Annotated in this window: 21 protein-coding genes; 19 read left to right on the top strand and 2 right to left on the bottom strand. The window is 63.9% G+C overall.

Annotated features, from left to right (window positions below; all coding sequences use genetic code 11):
* Nucleotides 1-98 precede the first annotated feature (98 nt).
* Genes AB5I78_RS17625 through AB5I78_RS17605 form a run of 5 tightly spaced genes read left to right on the top strand, consistent with a single transcriptional unit; the run spans nt 99 to nt 4,597 of the window.
* Nucleotides 99-455 carry a hypothetical protein gene (locus AB5I78_RS17625; protein ID WP_262209189.1) on the top strand — a complete coding sequence of 119 codons (357 nt, stop codon included), beginning with the start codon at nt 99-101 and terminating at the stop codon, nt 453-455.
* Nucleotides 455-790: a lipopolysaccharide assembly protein LapB gene (locus tag AB5I78_RS17620; protein WP_145164076.1), complete on the top strand. Its 336-nt coding sequence runs from the start codon at nt 455-457 to the stop codon at nt 788-790. The genes AB5I78_RS17625 and AB5I78_RS17620 overlap by 1 nt, the downstream gene beginning before the upstream one ends.
* Nucleotides 787-2,925 (top strand): type III secretion system export apparatus subunit SctV, encoded by a 2,139-nt coding sequence (gene sctV / locus AB5I78_RS17615; RefSeq protein WP_369303176.1) that lies wholly within the window; start codon nt 787-789, stop codon nt 2,923-2,925. The genes AB5I78_RS17620 and sctV overlap by 4 nt, the downstream gene beginning before the upstream one ends.
* On the top strand, nt 2,922-4,202 hold the full coding sequence (locus tag AB5I78_RS17610; RefSeq protein ID WP_262209192.1) for a type II and III secretion system protein family protein: 1,281 nt from the start codon (nt 2,922-2,924) through the stop codon (nt 4,200-4,202). The genes sctV and AB5I78_RS17610 overlap by 4 nt, the downstream gene beginning before the upstream one ends.
* A gap of 14 nt (nt 4,203-4,216) precedes the next feature.
* On the top strand, nt 4,217-4,597 hold the full coding sequence (locus AB5I78_RS17605; RefSeq protein WP_106578757.1) for a hypothetical protein: 381 nt from the start codon (nt 4,217-4,219) through the stop codon (nt 4,595-4,597).
* A 248-nt stretch (nt 4,598-4,845) separates the two neighbouring features.
* Here AB5I78_RS17605 and AB5I78_RS17600 read toward each other — a convergent pair whose 3' ends face one another.
* Nucleotides 4,846-5,610 (bottom strand): tetratricopeptide repeat protein, encoded by a 765-nt coding sequence (locus AB5I78_RS17600; RefSeq protein ID WP_369303175.1) that lies wholly within the window; start codon nt 5,608-5,610, stop codon nt 4,846-4,848.
* A gap of 48 nt (nt 5,611-5,658) precedes the next feature.
* On the opposite strand from AB5I78_RS17600, the gene AB5I78_RS17595 reads away from it, so the two are divergent.
* The 14 genes from AB5I78_RS17595 (at nt 5,659) to AB5I78_RS17530 (ending at nt 15,230) form a co-directional block, all read left to right on the top strand.
* Nucleotides 5,659-6,222, top strand: coding sequence for a type III secretion protein (locus AB5I78_RS17595; protein WP_369303174.1), 564 nt, complete (start codon nt 5,659-5,661; stop codon nt 6,220-6,222).
* Nucleotides 6,223-6,234: 12 nt separating this feature from the next.
* The gene (locus tag AB5I78_RS17590) at nt 6,235-6,468 is read left to right on the top strand and encodes a hypothetical protein (protein WP_119739909.1); all 234 of its coding nucleotides are present in this window, start codon (nt 6,235-6,237) and stop codon (nt 6,466-6,468) included.
* Nucleotides 6,469-6,477: 9 nt separating this feature from the next.
* Entirely contained in the window at nt 6,478-6,912 is a 435-nt protein-coding gene (locus AB5I78_RS17585; RefSeq protein WP_145164086.1) for a hypothetical protein, read from the top strand.
* A 4-nt stretch (nt 6,913-6,916) separates the two neighbouring features.
* Nucleotides 6,917-7,699: a type III secretion system inner membrane ring lipoprotein SctJ gene (gene sctJ, locus AB5I78_RS17580; protein ID WP_369303173.1), complete on the top strand. Its 783-nt coding sequence runs from the start codon at nt 6,917-6,919 to the stop codon at nt 7,697-7,699.
* Nucleotides 7,696-8,313, top strand: a complete 618-nt coding sequence (locus AB5I78_RS17575; protein WP_369303172.1) for a type III secretion protein — start codon at nt 7,696-7,698, stop codon at nt 8,311-8,313. Before sctJ ends, AB5I78_RS17575 begins: the two co-directional genes overlap by 4 nt.
* Entirely contained in the window at nt 8,306-8,890 is a 585-nt protein-coding gene (gene sctL / locus AB5I78_RS17570) for a type III secretion system stator protein SctL (protein WP_242199432.1), read from the top strand. Before AB5I78_RS17575 ends, sctL begins: the two co-directional genes overlap by 8 nt.
* Nucleotides 8,887-10,209, top strand: a complete 1,323-nt coding sequence (locus AB5I78_RS17565; protein WP_369303171.1) for a FliI/YscN family ATPase — start codon at nt 8,887-8,889, stop codon at nt 10,207-10,209. The genes sctL and AB5I78_RS17565 overlap by 4 nt, the downstream gene beginning before the upstream one ends.
* Before the next feature lie 213 nt (nt 10,210-10,422).
* Nucleotides 10,423-10,869: a hypothetical protein gene (locus AB5I78_RS17560; protein WP_242199435.1), complete on the top strand. Its 447-nt coding sequence runs from the start codon at nt 10,423-10,425 to the stop codon at nt 10,867-10,869.
* Nucleotides 10,866-11,867 (top strand): type III secretion system cytoplasmic ring protein SctQ, encoded by a 1,002-nt coding sequence (sctQ, locus tag AB5I78_RS17555; protein ID WP_369303170.1) that lies wholly within the window; start codon nt 10,866-10,868, stop codon nt 11,865-11,867. The genes AB5I78_RS17560 and sctQ overlap by 4 nt, the downstream gene beginning before the upstream one ends.
* The gene (gene sctR, locus AB5I78_RS17550; RefSeq protein ID WP_017137580.1) at nt 11,864-12,517 is read left to right on the top strand and encodes a type III secretion system export apparatus subunit SctR; all 654 of its coding nucleotides are present in this window, start codon (nt 11,864-11,866) and stop codon (nt 12,515-12,517) included. Before sctQ ends, sctR begins: the two co-directional genes overlap by 4 nt.
* Before the next feature lie 10 nt (nt 12,518-12,527).
* Complete coding sequence (sctS, locus tag AB5I78_RS17545) at nt 12,528-12,797, top strand: type III secretion system export apparatus subunit SctS (protein ID WP_003208314.1); 270 nt, start codon at nt 12,528-12,530, stop codon at nt 12,795-12,797.
* A 6-nt stretch (nt 12,798-12,803) separates the two neighbouring features.
* Nucleotides 12,804-13,616 (top strand): type III secretion system export apparatus subunit SctT, encoded by an 813-nt coding sequence (sctT, locus tag AB5I78_RS17540; RefSeq protein ID WP_106578746.1) that lies wholly within the window; start codon nt 12,804-12,806, stop codon nt 13,614-13,616.
* A gap of 3 nt (nt 13,617-13,619) precedes the next feature.
* Nucleotides 13,620-14,666, top strand: coding sequence for an EscU/YscU/HrcU family type III secretion system export apparatus switch protein (locus AB5I78_RS17535; RefSeq protein ID WP_262207680.1), 1,047 nt, complete (start codon nt 13,620-13,622; stop codon nt 14,664-14,666).
* 150 nt (nt 14,667-14,816) lie between these two features.
* A complete protein-coding gene (locus AB5I78_RS17530) occupies nt 14,817-15,230 on the top strand; it encodes an ester cyclase (protein WP_145164102.1) in 414 nt (137 codons plus the stop codon).
* 594 nt (nt 15,231-15,824) lie between these two features.
* On the opposite strand, the gene AB5I78_RS17525 is transcribed toward AB5I78_RS17530, so the two are convergent.
* Complete coding sequence (locus tag AB5I78_RS17525; protein ID WP_369303169.1) at nt 15,825-18,641, bottom strand: winged helix-turn-helix domain-containing protein; 2,817 nt, start codon at nt 18,639-18,641, stop codon at nt 15,825-15,827.
* Nucleotides 18,642-18,690: the final 49 nt, after the last annotated feature.

Below are 18,690 nucleotides of genomic sequence, written 5' to 3'. Positions count from 1 at the left end.
TGTGGGAGCGGGCTTGCCCGCGAAAGCTATCTGTCAGGCGCTAGAGATCTTGGGTCGGAGTACCTATTCAGCCATGAGCGCTGTTCGCAGGCCCCCGCATGAAAGTCGAACCCCGCCCGCTCATCCCCAGCGACGCACGCAGCGCCCCCGTCGAAGCCGTTCGCCCGGTCAATTCACGCCAGGCCACTGCGTTCGAGGCGGTGCTCAACACCCGCAAGACCCAAACCCGCCGCTCGCTGCGCAGTGACCTCGAAGCACTCACCAGCGCCGCGGGCGTTGACTCCTTGCTGTTCGGCAGCGCCCGCTCCCTGGAGCTGCTGGAACACGTGATGGAACACATCCTGCCGTCCCTCGATGCCGAGACGGATATCAAGGAGCTGGCCCATGACCTGATCAGCGAAGAGATCGAGATGCGCCGCACCCTCGAACAGCAACGCTCGGAGGTACATGCCTGATGGCCCGCGATAACGACGACGCCGTGCAATTGCTCAAAGGGATTGGCGAGCTGTACCGACGCAACGGCCAGTCCCAGCGCGCGCTGGTGATGCTGCTGATCGCCGTCAGCGTCGCGCCAGAAGACGGTGTGTTGCTGCGCTCGCTGGTGCTCGCGTTCACCGACAGCGGCGACGCCGGCCGTGCCCTGGGCGCCCTCGATCGTCTGGTGGCGCTGGAAGGCGAGTCCGCCAGCCTGTTGCTGCTGCGCGCCCGCGCGCTGTGGTACGGCGAGCGCAAGGACGAAGCGCGCCAGTGCTTCAAACGCTACCTGGCTGCGCGCAGGGCCGGCGCATGAGTGCCCTCAACCGCCTGAACAACCTGGCGCGCATGGCGGCGCAGCGCACCGACGTGATCATCGTCGCATTCATGCTGATGGCGATTGTGATGATGATCATCCCGCTGCCCACCTACCTGGTGGACATGCTGATCGGCCTCAACATTGCCCTGAGCATCCTGATCCTGATCGTTGCGTTCTACATCGGCCATTCCGTGGAATTCTCCGCGCTGCCGCCGCTGATTCTGCTCAGCACCCTGTTTCGCTTGTCGTTGTCGATCACCACCACTCGCTTGATCCTGCTGCACGGCGACGCCGGCCATATCGTCAAGGCCTTCGGTGACTTTGTGATCGCCGGCCAGGTCGTGGTCGGCATGGTGGTGTTTTTGATCATCACCGTGGCGCAGTTCGTGGTGATCACCAAAGGGGCCGAACGCGTCGCGGAAGTGGCCGCGCGCTTCACCCTGGACGCGATGCCCGGCAAGCAGATGAGCATCGACAACGACCTGCGCAATGGCGACATCGACCAGGCCGAAGCGCGTCGTCGGCGTTCGCGCCTGGAGCGCGAAAGCCAGATGTTCGGCGCGATGGACGGCGCGATGAAATTCGTCAAAGGCGACGCCATCGCCGGCCTGGTGATTCTGGCGGTCAACCTGCTCGGCGGCATGCTGATCGGCATGATCGAACGCGACATGCCGTTTGGTGTGGCGGTGCACACCTACTCGCTGCTGACCGTGGGTGACGGCCTGATCGCACAGATCCCGGCGCTGCTGATTTCGGTGGCGGCGGGCACGGTGGTCACGCGGGTTAACAGCGACGGTGAAGCCGGCGACCTGGGCAGCGAGATCATCAAGCAACTGGGCGCCAGCTACCGGGCACTGGGCCTGACGGCATTGATCATGATCGGTGTGGGCCTGTTGCCCGGTTTTCCGACCTGGGTATTCCTCGGCTTGTCCGCAGCCTTTGGCGGCGCAGCGTTTGTGATGTACCGCCGGCACACCCGCCAGCCCCAGGGCGAGCTGGAAGCCTTGGCCGAAACCCCGGAACCGGTGGTCGAGGCGCAGGCCGAACTGGATGACAACCTGCTGCCCGATACTCGCGTGCTGCTCACCCTGGGCAGCGGCGTGTCCCAGAGCGCGCCGCGCCAGTTGCTGCGCCAGCGTGTCGAAGCGCTGTGTCACGACATCCGTACTGACCTGGGCGTGGATGTGCCGGTGCCGGGCATCTACATGGAGGCCAAGGCCACGCCGGTCAGTTTCCGCGTGTCGCTGGAAGGCGTGCCGGTGAGCGAAGGCGAACTGCCGATCAATTGTCTGCTTGTGCAGGACGACCCGGTGCATGTGCAACTGCTGGACATCGCCACCGTGCAAGCCGACTCGCCGCTCAACGGCCGTAATGCCCACTGGGTCGAGCGCCAGCACGAAGAGACCTTGCGCAACGCCGGCATCGGTTTCCTGCTGCCCGCCGAAGTCTTGCGTGGCGTGCTGGAACGCAGCCTGCGCCGCTATGCCGCCGACTTCCTCGGCATCCAGGAAACCCGCCTGCTGCTCGAGCGCACCGAAGCCACGTACGGCGAACTGGTCAAGGAAGCCTTGCGCCTGGTCCCCTTGCAGCGCGTTGCCGAGACCTTGCGCCTGTTGGTCGGCGAAGGCGTGTCGATCCGCAATCAGCGCGCCTTGCTCGAAGCCATGGTGGAGTGGGGCGCCCGCGAGACCGATGCCGGGCGGCTGGCCGAACATTTGCGCGCGGCATTGGCGCGCCAGATCAGCCATCAGTACGCCGACCGTAACCGGGTAATCGGTGCACTGGTGCTGGCGCCGGGCCTGGAAGACCAGTTGCGCGCGTCCCTGCGTCGCCAGGAACCGCAGCGCGAATTGATCCCCGAAGACGTCAGCCGCGCCTTGATCGCGCAACTGCGCCAGGCCTGTGAAAACACCCGCGAGGTCAACAGCGCGGTATTGCTGGTGCACCCGGAGCTGCGGCGCAGCCTGCGCCGTCTGGTGTTGCGCGGTGAACTGGAATTGGCGGTGCTGTCGTTCCGCGAGCTGGCCACCGAGTACAACCTGCAAGCGCTGGTGACCATCAGCCTCACCGATATTTCCAACCGCCGCGCGCCTGCCGCGGCTTCAGTCACCTCCCTGGCGTCTGCCTCATGATGCGTTTTTGTATGTTGTTGCTGGCTCTGGTCACCACTGCAAGTCAGGCTCAGGACATTGCCAACGGGGCCTCAGGTTCGATCAACCTGGCGTCCGGTGAAGGGCGCATTCTGCATTTTGTGGCGCCGGTGGATTCGGTACTGGTCGCCGAGCCGAATGTGGCCGACCTGCAAGTGGTGTCGCCGGGCACGATTTATATTTTCGGCAAGACGCCAGGCACTACCAGCCTGATCGCCCTTGGCAATGACGGCAAACAACTGGCCGGCCTGACCTTGTCGGTCAGCAGCGGTACGGCCGCGGTGACCACGCCGATGCAGGCCTTGCACCCCGGCAATGGCGCGCAGATCAGCGGCGCCGGCAACCGCCTGATCGCCAAGGGCACCGTCGGTTCGGTGGCCGAAGCGACGGACCTTAACGCGCTGCTCAACCCGCAGGGCCAAGGCTTCCAGAGCGCAATCAACACCACCGAATACGCAGGCGCGGCCCAGGTGAACCTGCGCGTACGGTTTGCCGAAGTCTCGCGCTCCGAATTGCTGCACTACGGCGTGAACTGGAACGCGATGTTCAGCAACGGCACCTTCTCCTTTGGCCTGATCACCGGTGGCGGCCTGGCAGCGGCAACGGCCGGTGGCCTGGCAACGGCAGGCACCGGCTCGGGCAATGTGAACATCGACGGCATGCTCGATGCGCTGCAGGCCAACGGCATTTTGCAGATATTGGCCGAGCCGAATATCACCGCCATGACCGGCCAGACCGCCAGCTTCCTCGCCGGTGGCGAAGTGGCGATCCCGGTGCCGGTCAACCGTGACTTGGTAGGCATCGAATACAAGTCGTTCGGCGTGTCGCTGCTGTTCAACCCGACGCTGCTGCCCAACGGCCGCATTGCCCTGCAAGTACGCCCGGAAGTCAGCAGCGTGGTCAGCGGCGGTACCGTCGATTTCGGCAACTTCCATGTGCCGTCCTTCAGCGTGCGCCGCGCGGACACGCGGGTGGAAGTCGGCAGCGGGCAGACCTTCGCGATTGCCGGGCTGTTCCAGCGTGAGAGCAGCCAGGACATTGAAAAGCTGCCGCTGCTTGGCGACTTGCCGATCCTGGGCAACCTGTTTCGCTCCAAGCGTTTCCAGCGCAATGAAACCGAGCTGGTGATCCTGATTACCCCGTACCTGGTCGAGCCGGTGCGCAGTCGCACGCTCGCCACGCCGCTGGACGCACAACCGGCGACCGCCGCAGCCAGCGGCCCGCGCAGCGGCGGCGCGTTCGGTTTTTACATGAATTGATGAGGGGGCCTGCGATGACTGCTTTGCGTGTGTTGATGCTCTTGCCCCTGGCGCTGATGGGCTGCCAGACCCACTTGGCGCCCGTGTATTACGCGCCGGAGTTTCGCGCGGATGGCCTGCCAAGCCAGTGCCAGCAACCGGCGGCCAAGGACGCAATCGGGCTGGACGAAGACTTCAAACCGACGCTGCCGCTGGGCTGCGCGAACAATTTGAATTTGATGCAGATGGTTGAGCGCAGACAGGACCTGACCCAAGGCCGCACCACCGGCCCGGCGATGGCCGCCCCTGTTGGCCGCGCCGCGCAGGTCTACATCGAAGGCTTCGACCGCGAGCAGCTGCAACGTCGCAAAGATCAACAAGAAGCCAAAGCCGGCGCCACCGGAGGCCAACAATGACTGTTGAGGGCCACGTTTCCTATGTTCTGAGAACGTCCTGTGGCGAGCGGGCTTGTTGTGGCGAGCGGGCTTGCCCCGCGTTGGGCTGCGAAGCAGCCCCAAAACCAGGCCCTGAGTGCTATCTGAAAGAACGCGGCGAGACTGCAAGGGGCCGCTTCGCAGCCCAACGCGGGGCAAGCCCGCTCGCCACAACAAGCCCGTTCACCTCAACCAGCCCGCTCGCCACAACACCCTTAATCACCACGGGCTCAACGCGGGTCCACCAACCCCAATTCCTTGGCCTGCGCCACCGGATCACTGATCGCCTTGATCCGCTTGGCCTCCACCACCAATCGCGCACGTTCTGCGGCAGGGATGTCATCAAGGGGAAGGCTGGCCACCCGCTGCTCATACCCGGCCAACACCATCACCAACAACTCATTCCGCTGATGCCGGGGCAATGCGCGCGGCGATTGGGTGACGGGCGCAATGGTATCCAGCGCCTGTTGCGGCTGCCCGCCCAGCGCATAAGCCAGCGCCAGGTTGCAACGGCTGTCGAGGTCGTCGGGCTGCAGGCTCAGGCTTTTGGCGAAGGCGGTTTGTGCGGCACTGGCCTGGCCATTCAGCACGTGGGCGATGCCCAGGCGGGTGTAGGCCACCGGCAAGTGATTGATCTCGGCAGCCTGCTCCAACGCTGTCACGGCGCGTTGGGTCTTGCCCAATTGCAACTGCGCAGTGCCAAGGCCGAGCAGGGCGTCGGCGTTGTGGGCATCAAACCCCAGCGCCTGCTGGAAGGCGCGTTCGGCGCCCAGCGCGTCCTTGGCGTCGAGCCGGGCCTGGCCGAGCTTGAGCCACAGCTCAATGCCGGCACCCGGTTGTTGGGTGGCGCGCTCGTACAACGCAGCCGCGCTGCTGTAGTCGCCGCGCTTGCTCAGGTCGTTGGCCAGTTGCAGGGATTTGTCGGTATCGGTCGCAGGTTTGCTGGAGCAGGCAGCCAGCAGCAAGGTGCTGGCGAGCAGAAATTTGTGGGTCATCGTCACAACTCGTCGGGCGAAGGCGCAGGCCATGTAAGCATATTTTTGATGGCGCTCCTATGCCTGTTCGGTGCGGGTTTTGCCAATGCGGCCGAGGAGCCCGCGTGGTTCTCGCAGCCCTACGCCTACGTGCTGGTCGATCAGGACGTTCGCAGCGCGTTGGAAGAATTCGGTCACAACCTCGACGTGCCGCTGGTGCTTTCCGACAAGGTGCGCGGCAAGGCGCGCAGCACCATCCGCGCAGCCACCGCCGGTGAGTTCCTGCAGACCTTGTGCAGCACCAACGCCCTGACCTGGTACTTCGACGGCAACCTGCTGTACCTCAATGCCAGCGATGAAATCAGCACCAAGCTGTTCAAGGCCAGCGCCCTGAACCTGGACCAGTTGCAGGCCTACCTGAACACCCTCGACGTGTTCGGCCAGCAACTCTCCATGCGCAACGGCCCCGAGGGCGATGAAGTGTTTGTTTCCGGCCCGCCGCCGTACCTGGCGCTGGTGCAACAGCATGTCGACCACCTGCAACCCACGGTCGTGGCCGCCCCGGTGGCGCGCGAGCGCGGGGTGCGGGTGTTCCGTGGCGCGCAAGTCAGTACCGAAACCCCAACCCAGTAAAGGAGCAGCACCATGTCCGTAACGGCCGTAGACAGCAACCTCGCCCCCGGTGGCGCCAGCCCTGAAGCCAAGTTCAACGCCGCGGTGGATAACGCCAAGGCCGCCGACAAACCGTCGGAGACCAGCGACGCCGAATTCAACGATGCGTTGATCACCCAGGCCGTCACCATCGGCGGTCAGTTCATCATCATGCCGAAGATGCAGGAACTGCTGAACGACGCCATGTCCGATGACGACGAAGAGTAGGGAGCCCCTATGACTATCAGTCTCGCCGCCGGCGCCACGGCCTTGCCGCCGTCCGCCGGTGCGGGGCCCGCCGGGGCCTCGCAGAACCTGTTCGAGCACATGGCCAATACCGCCAAGGGCATGCCCGAAGGCGCCAGCCCGCACCAGATCGGCTCGGGCCTGATGGAGCGCATGAACAGTTTCATCGACCGTACGCGCGCGTTTTCCGAACGCGCCGACGTGCTCACCAATAACCCGTCGGCGCCGCCGCCGGCCTCGGTGGACATCCGCACGGCAAGTGCTTCGCCGCAGGGCGAGCCGGGCAAAAAAGTCGGCGAGCAACAGGTCGACCAGATCGTGCACTCCCTGGGCAAGATGTTCGATTACTCCATCGAAACCCAGATGGTAGTGCGCGGTGCGACGCAGATTTCCGGGTCCGCCAACACGTTGCTCAAGGGTCAATAACGCCATGCCAAGCCCAAACCGCGCGCTGCGCCTGCTGCTGATCGGCCTGCTCGCCAGCCTCTTGCAGGCGTGCAACACCGACCTCTATACCAACCTCAGCGAGCGCGATGCCAACGCCATGGTCGCGGTGCTGCTGCGCGGTGGCATCCCGGCGGAGCGCAAGACCCAGGACAACGGCCAGCTCAAAGTGGTGGTGGACGAGGAGCGCTTTGCCGAGGCCATGACGCTGCTCGACAACGCCGGCCTGCCGCAACAGAGCTTTTCCAACATGGGCGAGGTGTTCAAGGGCAATGGCCTGGTGTCGTCGCCGGTGCAGGAACGCGCGCAGATGATCTATGCGCTGAGCGAAGAACTGTCGCACTCGGTGTCGCAGATCGACGGCATCGCCGCCGCCCGCGTGCACGTGGTGTTGCCCGACAACGACTTGCTCAAGCGCGTGATTTCACCGTCGTCGGCCTCGGTGCTGGTGCGTTACGACCCGGGCACCGACATCAATACGCTGATCCCGCAGATCAAGACCCTGGTCGCCAACGGCATTTCCGGCCTTAGCTACGACGGCGTCTCGGTGACGGCGATCAAGGCCGCCGTCGCCATCAGCCAGAACCCGGCGCAACCGCGGTTGGCGCGCTTCATGGGGCTGTGGTTGCTGGAAGACAACCTGGCGCAGGCACGCGTGATGTTTGGCGGCTTGCTGCTGATTGCCCTCGGCGCGCTTGGGGTATTGGCTCGCCAACACTGGGCGCGGCGTCAGTCCCAGGCGATGTATGTGCTCAAGGAGGGTGAATGAGCCTGGTTGAACGCTGGCAGGGGCTGATCGCCGAGCCGCTGCAGTTTGTGCGCGGGCCGAGCCTGGGCGCCTGTTTCGCCGATGAGTTGCCCGATGAAGTGCTGCAGGCCCTGCAAGGCCAGGCGCGTTTTCGTCAGCGTCTGGAGCAGTTGCTGGTCAACCATTATCAGCTGGCGCCAATTGCGCACCTGGTGACGCCGTCCGCCGCCGACCTGGCGGTGTTGCTGTTGTCACCCGCGCAGTTTTCACGCCTGCCACGGTTGTGCGGTGCCATCTGGCATGCCTCGACCCTGAGCCGCGAGATCCGCCGTGAGGGGGTCAACGAATTGCGCGAGGGACTCGGTGCCGAGGTGTTCAGCCAGGCGTTGGCGCAGCGCCAACTTGGCGGCGCCGCAGACCTGCTGCGCGAGCCATCGGAGCTGATTGAGGCCATCGACCGCGACGGCCAAGGCTGTGTTGCCGCCTGGCTGCACGCCCAGCACGCCGACTTGCAGGGCTGGCTGCGCCTGCGTTTCGCCTTCCCCCAGGGCCACAGCGCACGCTTGCCCCGCGACCTGGAAATCGTTCAAGCCGCTGCTGCGAGCCTTGCGGCCGAGGACAACGCCCATGAGTGAATTACCGAGCCGGCCCACTGCGCGCATCCTGCGTGCTGAAGAAGCAGCGCTGTGGACCGATGGATTTGCCTTTCTGCAAGCCGCCAAGGAACAGGCCGAACAGATCAAGGCCGACAGCGACCAGTGGCTGCACGCCGCCCGCGCCGAGGGTTTTGAAAGCGCGCGCCAGGCAGGCGCCGAACAAGTCGCGCAGTTGCTGGTGCAGACCCAATCCCAGGTGCAGCACTACTTGAGCAGCCTGGAAGCGTCGCTGGCCGACCTGGCTTTGGGCATCGTGCGCGAAGTATTGGGTGAGCTGGACAACGCCGACCGTGTCGTGCGTTGCACCCGCCAGGCCCTGAGTGCATTTCGCCAGGACCAGGCACTGACCCTGTGGGTGCCGCCGACCGACGTCGAGGCCTTGCGCCAACGCCTCAAGCACGAAGGCCTGGCGATTGCCGTGGACGCCGATGAGCAGCTGAGCGCCGGTCAGGCGCGCCTCAACAGCCCAGCCGGGTCTGTCGAACTGGGCCTGGAAGCGCAGTTGCAAACCCTGCGCCGCAGCCTGCTGCCCTTTGCCGAAGAAGGTGTGGCATGAACCTGCAACAGCTGCTGCCACGCCTGACTGAACGGTTGGCGCAAGCCCGTCCACGACCGATGCACGGCACCGTGTTGAGCATTCGCGGTGTATTGCTGCGCGCCAGTGTGGCCGGTGCGAGCATCGGTGAACTGTGTCAACTGCGCGACCCCGGCAGTGGCCGCAGCTTGAGCGCCGAGGTGATCGGCTTTGATGGCGACGAGGCGATTCTGTCGCCGATCGGCTCCATGGAAGGCCTGTCGACCCGCACGCAAATCACGGCGACCGGCGAAACCCTGGGCGTTGCCGTGGGCGATGCGCAACTGGGCCGGGTGATCAGCCCCATGGGCGATTTTCTCGACGGCGATGGCGTCCCGCCGACCCTGGCCTTGCAGCGTTACCCCCTGCATGCCGAGCCGCCCGCACCGTTTTCGCGGCAACTGATCGTGCGTTCGATGGCGCTGGGTATTCGCTCAATCGACGGCCTGCTGACCCTGGCCCAGGGCCAACGCATGGGCATTTTTGGTGAGCCGGGCGTGGGCAAGTCGTCGTTGCTCGCCAGCATCATCCGCAACAGCGAAGCCGATGTGATTGTGATCGGCCTGATCGGCGAGCGGGGCAGGGAAGTGCGCGAACTGCTCGACGTGCAACTCGACGCCCAGGCCCGCGCGCGCACCGTGGCAGTGGTTGCGACTTCGGATCGCCCGGCGGCCGAGCGCGTGCGTGCGGCGTTTGTCGCCACCACGCTGGCCGAGTACCACCGCGACCAGGGCCGCAATGTATTGCTGCTGATGGACAGCCTGACGCGCTTCGCCCGCGCCCAGCGCGAAATCGGCCTGGCCGTGGGCGAACCGCCCACCCGTCGCGGTTATCCGCCGTCGTTTTTCTCGGCTTTGCCGCGCCTGCTCGAACGCGCCGGCCCCGGCCCCACCGGCAGCATCACCGCGCTGTACACCGTGTTGACGGAAGGGGATGCGGCCAGTGACCCGGTGGCCGAAGAAGCCCGTTCGATCCTCGACGGGCATATCGCCCTCAGCGCGGAACTGGCCCAGCGCAACTACTTCCCGGCGGTGGATGTATTACGCAGCCGCAGCCGGTTGATGGAGCAGGTCGCCGGTGACGAACACAAACGCCTGGCCATGCGCATACGTGAGCTGATGGCGCGTTACGGCGAAATCGAAATGCTCATCCGCGTCGGCGAGTACTCCGCCGGCAGCGACCCGCTGGCCGACGAAGCCATCAACCGCCATGCGGCCATCGAAGCGTTCCTGCGCCAGAACGCCGGCGAGCCGAGCAGCCTGGACCAGACCCTGATCCGCATGCGCCAGGTGTTGGCATGAGCCTGTTAAAGAGTGGCGCAAATGTTTGTGAAAAGCAGGCTTGCTGTGGCGAGCAGGCTTGCCCTGCGTTGGGCTGCGAAGCAGCCCCAAACCAGGCACTGAGTTTTTTCGGGAAGAACGCGGTGAGTTTGCAAGGGGCCGCTACGCAGCCCAACGCAGGGCAAGCCTGCTCGCCACGCAGATTTGTATTGGCATGAACATGGAGACAGCCCAATGAAAACCGACCAACTGCGCACCCTGCAAACCCTGCGGGTGCTGCGTGAACAACGCGCCGCCAACCAACTGGCCGCCCAACAGCAACGCTGCGCGCAGACCCACGACGTGTTGACCGACGCCAAGGAGCAACTGCGCCTGCACCGTGAAGCGATTGCCGAGGAAGCCCGTCAGGTTTATGCAGCCTTGACCGAGGGCCTGTCGGTGGCCAGCTGGCAGGCGGCTCAGGAGCGTTTGCGCGGCCTGTCGGATGACCAGCAGCTGCTCGAGAACGACGTGCACCACGTGTCCACCACCCTGCAAAGCCAGGAGCGCGAGCGTGACCTGTTTCGCCAGGAACGCCTGAGCCGTCAACGCCAGTCCGAAGCCTGGCAAAGCCTGCTGCAAGGGCGTGAAAGTGATGAACGCCGTGTCGGTGAGTTGCGCGAAGAAGGCACCGGCACATGATCACCGCCCTTGCCGGCCCATTGGCACCCTGGCTGACGCAGTACGACCCGGCGCTGTTGGCGCTGCATAACCAGCTGCACCGTCGCCGTCGCGCCTGGCAGGGCCGTTGCGCCGGGCAAGCGTTGCGCGTGAGCTGGGCCGCCCAAGCGCAAGGCCTGGGCAATTCGCGCGATGTGTTTTTGCTGCTGGGTCGCGCCCCGGTGCGCCTGCGTCTGTCGTCGGCCGCGCTGGAGCAAGTACTGGTACCGCTGGCGTTGCAGTTCGATGCGCAGTTGCTGCCATCGTTGCCACGCTCGTTGCTGCTGGAACTGGCGGTGCTCGACCTGATCGAGACCCTGGAACCGGTGCTCGGCCACCCGGTGCAGTTAGTCGAGGCCACTGACGATCAGCGCGCCTATGCCGTGCACCTGGCGCTCGAATTGACCTTTGGCAACCAGCCGGCCATGAGCGCGCAACTGGACTTGAGCGAAGGCGCTGCCGTGCTGGTGGCGCAGTTGCTGGCGCAATACGGCCAGATCGAACCCGACCCGCTGCCCGCCCTGCACCAGACCCTGGCGGTGGTGGCCGGGCGGCAGTGGCTGACCCTGGGCGAATTGCGCAGCCTGCGGCCCGGCGATGTGCTGATGCTGGAGCAGGGCTCGGGCTTGTTGCTCGACCTGGACGGGCGCTTGCAGGCCCGCTGCCAATACCAGGGTGACGAATTGCGGTTGCAGGAAGAACTACAAGCACCCCCTTTGCACATGGAGAACACAATGACTGATGTTGATGCCGCTGCGGCCCTGGATGACTTGCCGCTCAAACTGGTGTGCCAGGTCGGTAGCCTGGAACTGACCCTGGCGCAATTGCGGGAACTGGGTGCGGGCAGCCTGTTGCAGCTCAACACGCCCGGCGTGGACAACGTTGACCTGATGGTCAACGGGCGTCGCGTCGGCCAGGGCCAACTGGTAAAAATCGGTGACGGCCTGGGCGTGCGCCTGCTGAGTTTTGCCACCCCATGACCGGTTATCAGCCGAACCTGATCGAGATCATCCTGGTTGTTGCGACGATCGGGCTGATCCCGTTGGCAGTGGTCACGCTCACCGGGTTCATGAAGATTTCGGTGGTGCTGTTCCTGATCCGCAACGCCCTTGGGGTGCAGCAGACACCGCCTAACCTGGTGCTGTACGGCATCGCGCTGATTCTGTCGGTGTACGTGACCACGCCGTTGATTGGCGACATGTACCGCCAGGTCGAGGGGCGCGACCTCAATATCGAGCATGTCGAGCAACTCAAAGACCTGGGCGATGCGCTGCGCCCGCCGCTGCAGGCGCATTTGAAGCGTTTTGCGAATGAGTCCGAGCGCGGTTTTTTTGTGCAGGCCACCGAGACCATCTGGTCACCGGAAGCCCGCGCCGACCTGCGCGACGATGACCTGGTGGTGCTGATTCCGGCGTTTGTCAGCTCGGAACTGACCCGCGCCTTCGAGATCGGCTTTCTGCTCTACATCCCGTTCCTGGTGGTGGACTTGCTGGTGTCCAACGTGCTGATGGCGATGGGCATGTCGATGGTCTCGCCGAACCTGATTTCGATCCCGCTGAAGATCTTTTTATTCGTGTCACTGAGTGGCTGGTCGCGCTTGATGCACGGTTTGATTCTGAGTTACGGCTGAGGCACGACCCATGGGCCAGGACGTTTTCCTGTCATTGATGAAACAGGCACTGATGACCGTGCTGATGCTCTCCGCGCCGGCGCTGGGCGTGGCGATTATCGTGGGCTTGAGCGTGGGACTGTTCCAGGCGCTGACGCAGATTCAGGACCAGACCTTGCCGCAGGTGGTAAAGCTGGTGGCGGTGCTGTTGACCATCGTGTTTCTCGGCCCGGTACTCGCAGGCCAAGTTGCGGAGCTGGGCAGCCAGGTGCTGGATAACTTCCCGCTGTGGACGCGCTGACCGCCCATGGATGCCAGCCTTACCGCGCAGTTTCTGGAGGTCGCCTACCCGGTGATCAGCGCCGCCTCGCTCGCCGCATGCCGCGCCATGGGGGTGGTGGTGATCACCCCGGCGTTCAACCGCCTGGGCCTGACCGGCATGATTCGCGGCTGTGTGGCGGTGGCCATTTCGATCCCGATGTTCTTTCCGGTGTTCGACGCGCTGACCCGAATGCCCGAGCACGGCAGCGTGTTCATCGCCGGGCTGCTGATCAAGGAGTTCCTGATCGGCATCCTCATCGGCCTGTTGTTCGGCATTCCGTTCTGGGCCGCGGAAGTGGCGGGCGAGTTGATCGACCTGCAACGCGGCTCGACCATGGCGCAGCTGGTGGACCCGTTGTCATCCGGTGAATCCAGCGTGATGGCGACCTTGCTCACGGTGATGTTGATCACGCTGTTCTTCATGTCCGGCGGCTTTATCCTGATGGTCGACGGCTATTACCACAGCTACCAGTTATGGCCGGTGACTTCATTCACGCCGGTGTTCGCCAGCTCCGCGTTGCTGGCGGTGCTGTCGATTCTCGACCAGATCATGCGCGTCGGCGTGCTGATGGTTTCGCCCTTGCTGATCTCGTTGCTGATCACCGACCTGATGCTTGCCTACCTGTCGCGGATGGCGCCGAACCTGCATATGTTCGACTTGTCACTGCCAGTGAAAAACCTGTTTTTCTCGATCCTGATGGTGATCTACATCGGCTTTCTGATTCCGTTGATGCTTGACCAATTGGCGGAATTTCGCGGCACTGTCGAGTTGCTCAAAACCCTGGCCGGCATGGAGTAGCCGATGGCCGATACCAGCGAAGAAAAATCCCAGCCGGCCACGGACAAGAAGCTCAAGGACGCACGCCAGAAAGGCCAGGTCGCCAAGAGCCAGGACCTGGTGTCGGGCATGGTCATCCTGTTTTGCACGCTGTGCATCTCGATCCTGGCGCCGCGTGCCAAGGCCCAGGTCACGGCGCTGATCGACCTCACCGCGCAAATCTACATCGAGCCCTTCGCCACGGTGTGGCCGCGGGTGCTCGACCATGCCGAGCAACTGGTCATCGGTATTACCTTGCCGGTGATGGCGGTGACCACCGGCGTGGTGATCCTGACCAATATCATCACCATGCGCGGCTTTGTGTTCTCGGTGGACCCGATCAAGCCCGAGTTCAAACGCATCAACCCGGCCGAGGGTTTGAAGAAGATTTTTGCCCTGCGCAACCTGGTGGAGTTCATCAAGGGGCTGATCAAGGTGCATGTGCTGGCGATCGCGTTTTATGTGATCGGCAAGCATGCGTTGCAGGCACTGATGGAGTCGTCACGCTGTGGCGCGGAGTGCATGGAGTCGACGTTTTTCCTGGTGCTCAAGCCGCTGGTGTTCACGGTGTTGTGCGCGTTCATCCTGGTCGGTGCGGTGGACGTGATCATGCAGCGCTGGCTGTTCGGTCGCGACATGAAAATGACCCGCAGCGAAACCAAGCGCGAACGCAAGGACATCGACGGCGACCCGCTGATCAAGAGCGAGCGGCGGCGCCAGCGCAATGAAATGCAGGCGTTGGCGACCAAGCTGGGGCTGGGCAGGGCGTCGATGATGATCGGCACCACCGATGGCTGGGTGATTGGCGTGCGTTATGTGCGCGGTGAGACGCCAGTGCCGGTGATCGTGTGCCGGGCCTCACCGGAGGAGGCGTTGCTGATGTTGCAGGAGGCTTACGACCTGGGTATTCCGCACGCGCCGGACAAGAACCTGGCGGCTGAGATCGCGCGCAAGACTGTGCCCGGTGATCCGGTGCCGGATGCTTCGTTCCAGGCGGTAGCGGATTGGCTGGTCGCGGCGCGGTTGATTTAATCGTCGCGCGGACTACGCTTGTCTGGCGCTTTGGTACGGAGGGAGTATCTGCTCAGCAGGAGCTGAAGGTGTATCTGTCACGGGCGATGGACGCAGGCGTCAACCAATTGGGTGGCGCTGCACTGTTCCAACTTTCCCAGGAGATTCACCATGACAGATCAACACCGTGCATTGATCCAGGAGTGGGCCGACAGCTGGTCTACCGCCGACAAAGAGCGGTTTCTCGCGATCTTTTCCGAGGCGACCGTCTATGAAGACAAGGCCGCAGGGCAAATCATGCGAGGGCGCCCGGCGCTGGGCGACTTTTTCGACCTGATCAGAAAGGCATTGCCCGATTTCGAGGTTATCCGCGACTTGATCAGCCTTGGCGAGCGCGGCGGGACGATCCAGTGGCATATGACGGGCACCCATGAGGGCGAGCTGTTCGGCTATCAGGCGACTCACCGCAAGATCAATGTCGACGGCACTTGCGTGATCAGGATCGAGGCCAACAAGATTGTCGAATGCACCGATTACTACGACATGAAAACGCTGTACCGCCAGTTGGGTTTCGACACCAACTGAATGCACCCCGCGAATGGGCCCCCATCCGATGGGGGCCTTATCCGACACGTCTCAGGGTTTGTCTACATCGTGATACTCACCGCCATACCCGTCGCCCACGCGCCAGATGATGTCGTGGTTGTTGTTGGTCCACTCCGAGGGCTTCAGCAAAGCACTGAGTGGTAGAGACAAAAGCGGATCAAAAGCACAGCAACACATTTCTATCTGAAGCACAGAGATCCAAATGTGGGAGCGAGTTCAGCCTTCACCACTGCACTGCTTTTGCTCTTCTGTGGGAGCTGGCTTGCCTGCGATGCAGACAACTCGGTCTGTCAGGTACACCGGGTTGATGCCATCGCAGGCAAGCCAGCTCCCACATTGAATTGGGTTCAGCTTCAAGGATCAGGTCGGCTGTCAGGCCGCCGTGCTTTGCTTTTGATTTTGATCTTAGGCGCCCCGTTAAACCACGCTGCAAAGCCTGCGTGAGGGCACACCGAGCCTAGGCGAGGTGCCGAGTGGTGGGGCAAGAGCCCTTTGCTTACTTTGGGCTTTCCAAAGTGACCCGCCGTAAGGGCGCAACCCAAGGCGGCCATCACCCAAATACCGGCTATGCCCTCAGCGATGCTGAAACCTGGGCAAAGAAGCAATGCGTGACTTGGGCTCCTGCAACCGCGCCAGGTCCGTGGCAATCTGCGCCCGCCAGAAGTGCGCACCGGCCAGCTGTGCATCCACCCACGCCTGGCGCAGCAGCACCGTGGCCGTGTCCACCGACCCGTAGTTGCCTTGGCGCAGTGTCAGTTGGGCCTTGATCCGCAGCATCTGCGGCACAAACCAGCGCTCATGGCGGCCGATAGCCAATTGCAGCGTCTCCTCCAACACCTCCAGCGCGAGTTTTTCCAGGCCCAGGCGCGCCAACCCCAAAGCGTATTCACAACGAAACAGGCTGTAGAGCTGACCATCGCCCTGGCCCTGCAGGTGCTGCAGGGCTTGGCCTAGTTGCGGCACGCCTTCTTCCGGCGAGCCCTGGCGGATCAGCAGGATGCTCTCGAAACACAGGCGAAATTGCCGCCAGATATGCAAGTCCTGGCGGGTGGTGCTGTCCTGCAGCAGGCCCAGGTAATAACGCATTTTCGGCAGGTTGGACGCCAGCAGCGCCAGGGGGATCGCCCCCAGGCACAGGGTGTACCAGAGGGTCGCCGGGTGATCGAGTGACACCGCTTCATCGACGCAGGTGCCGATCAGCCGCAGGGCCGGGTCGACGTCGCCTTCCATCAGTTGCACTTTCGCCTTGAGGCAGCGTGCGGCGATGCGCTGATCAAACAGCGCGTCGATGATGTGCGAGCGCGGAGCCGACGGTGAACCCAGGGCTTCGTCGATATTTTGTCGGGCGCCCGCCAGGTCGCCCATGTGAAACAGCACCACCGCCCGCATGCGTTTGCCCAGCAGTTGCTGGTTCCCGCTGTTGTTCAACGCAATGTAGCGCTCGGCCAACTCCAGCGCTTCGGCGTACTGGTTACACGCGCAACGGTCACCCCAGAGCCCCCACAGCGCGCGAAGTTTGTGCTCGGCATCGCCGAGTTCGCGGCCGTCCTCGCGCACCTGGCGCCACGCTTCCCGCAACGGGCCGCCCGTGCCGTCGGTGAGCATCAGCGCGCTGGCCAGCGCGGTGTTCAGCAGCATGCGTTGGCGCGACGGCAACGGGGTGCTGGCGTCGCTGGCCAGGCCCTGGTCAACCCAGCTGCGGCATTCACTGACCAGCGACAGGCGCAGCCATAACGGCACGCCGCCCAATGTCAGTTCAATTCCCAATGGCAGGTTGCCGGTCGTTGAGTAGGCCCAGTCGAGTGCCGAGCGCACCGTGTTGATCTCGGGGCCATACAGCGCGACCCAGGTTTGCGGTGACAGGCCATCCAGGGTCTGCCCGGCTTCCTGCAACACCCCAAGGGCATAGCGCGCATGGCGTTCGGCGGTGGCGTTGGTTTCGCCCTGTTCGGCGAGCTTTTCCAGGGCGTAGGCGCGGGTGGTCTCCAGCAGGCGATAACGTTTGAGCAACTGCGATTCGCCGGCGAGCAGCAGTGACTTGTCCATCAGGCTTTCGAGCAAGGGCAGGGCATTGCGCGGGTCGAGGGCGCTGCTGGCAGTCATGGCCTTGACGGCATCAAGGGTGAAGGAGCCGGTGAAGACCGCCAGTTGGCGCAGCATCGCCTGCTCGTCGCCGCTGAGCATCGAATAGGTCCAGTCCAGGGTCGCGCTCAGTGAGCGATGGCGGGCGAGGGCGGTGCGCCGGCCGGTCATTTGCAGGCGGAAGCTGCCGTCCAGCAGGCCGACCAGGTCCTGGATGCCAAAGGTGCGTACCCGCGCGGCCGCTATTTCGATGGCCAGCGCATTGCTGTCGAGCTTGCGGCAGATGGCGCTGACGGCCGCCACGTCGGCGTCATTGAAAACAAAGTCGGGGTCGAGGGCGCGCACGCGTTCCACAAACAGGCGCACGCCAGACCATTTCAGGGCTTCGACGGCGCTGAGTGTCCTGTGTTCGTCGGGCACTTGCAGCGGCGCCAGGTCGTGCACGCGCTCGCCCTCGGCGCGCAGCGGCTCGCGGCTGGTGGTCAGCACGTAGCATTGAGGGGCACTGCGCAAGAGGGTTTCCACGGCATCGGCGGTGGCCGGCAACACGTGTTCGCAGTTGTCCAATACCAGCAACAGGCGGCGGTCGGCCAGGGTGGCGGCGATGCTGCGCAATGGCTCGTCGCTGACGGTCTGGATGCCCAGGGCGCTGGCGAGCATGCCGGTGACCCATTGCCCGCTGGTGGCCGGCGCCAGGTCGACGAAGCAGGTGTCCAGCTTGAGTTCGTTGGCTAACTGATGGGCCACGGCCATGGCGACGGTGGTTTTGCCGATGCCGCCAGGGCCGGTGATGGTCAAGAACCGCTGGGTCAGCACCTGGTCGGCAAGGCTGTCGACCAACTCATCGCGGCCAATCACCTCGCAGGACGGCGGCGCGACAGAGGGCTCATGGACGCGCGCGTGGGGCACCGGCAGATGGTCTTCACCGGCCGCCTGCACGGTCACCGGCGCCACGAAGCGATAGCCGCGGCCCGGCACCGTGACGATATAGCTGAAGTTGCCATCGTCGCCCAAGGCTCGGCGCAGCGCGACGATCTGCGCGCGCAGGTTGCATTCCTCCACCACCACCTTGGGCCAGGCGAACGAGATCAGCTCGGCTTTCTCCAGCAGTTCGCCGGCGCGGGTGGCCAGGGCAATCAGCAAACACAGGGCGCGGCTGCCCAAGGTGACGGGCTCACCGTTTCGCAGCAATACGTGCTGGCGTGCGAGTAACAGGAAGGGGCCAAAACCAAGGGCGCTTTCGGCGCACGCCGGGGCCAGGGGTTCTGCGTCCATGAAGGACACTGCGTGGTTCTTGCTTGAGCTCATCAATTCGTCCTTTTTATAGTCAGGCTTGTTATTGGCGATCAGGCCATTC

Origin of the sequence: Pseudomonas sp. N2-3-1-14, from assembly GCF_041228395.1 — a bacterium.
Classification (GTDB): domain Bacteria; phylum Pseudomonadota; class Gammaproteobacteria; order Pseudomonadales; family Pseudomonadaceae; genus Aquipseudomonas.
Note: the sequence above shows the minus strand (reverse complement) of the source record. Positions and strands in the feature narration are given on the sequence as shown.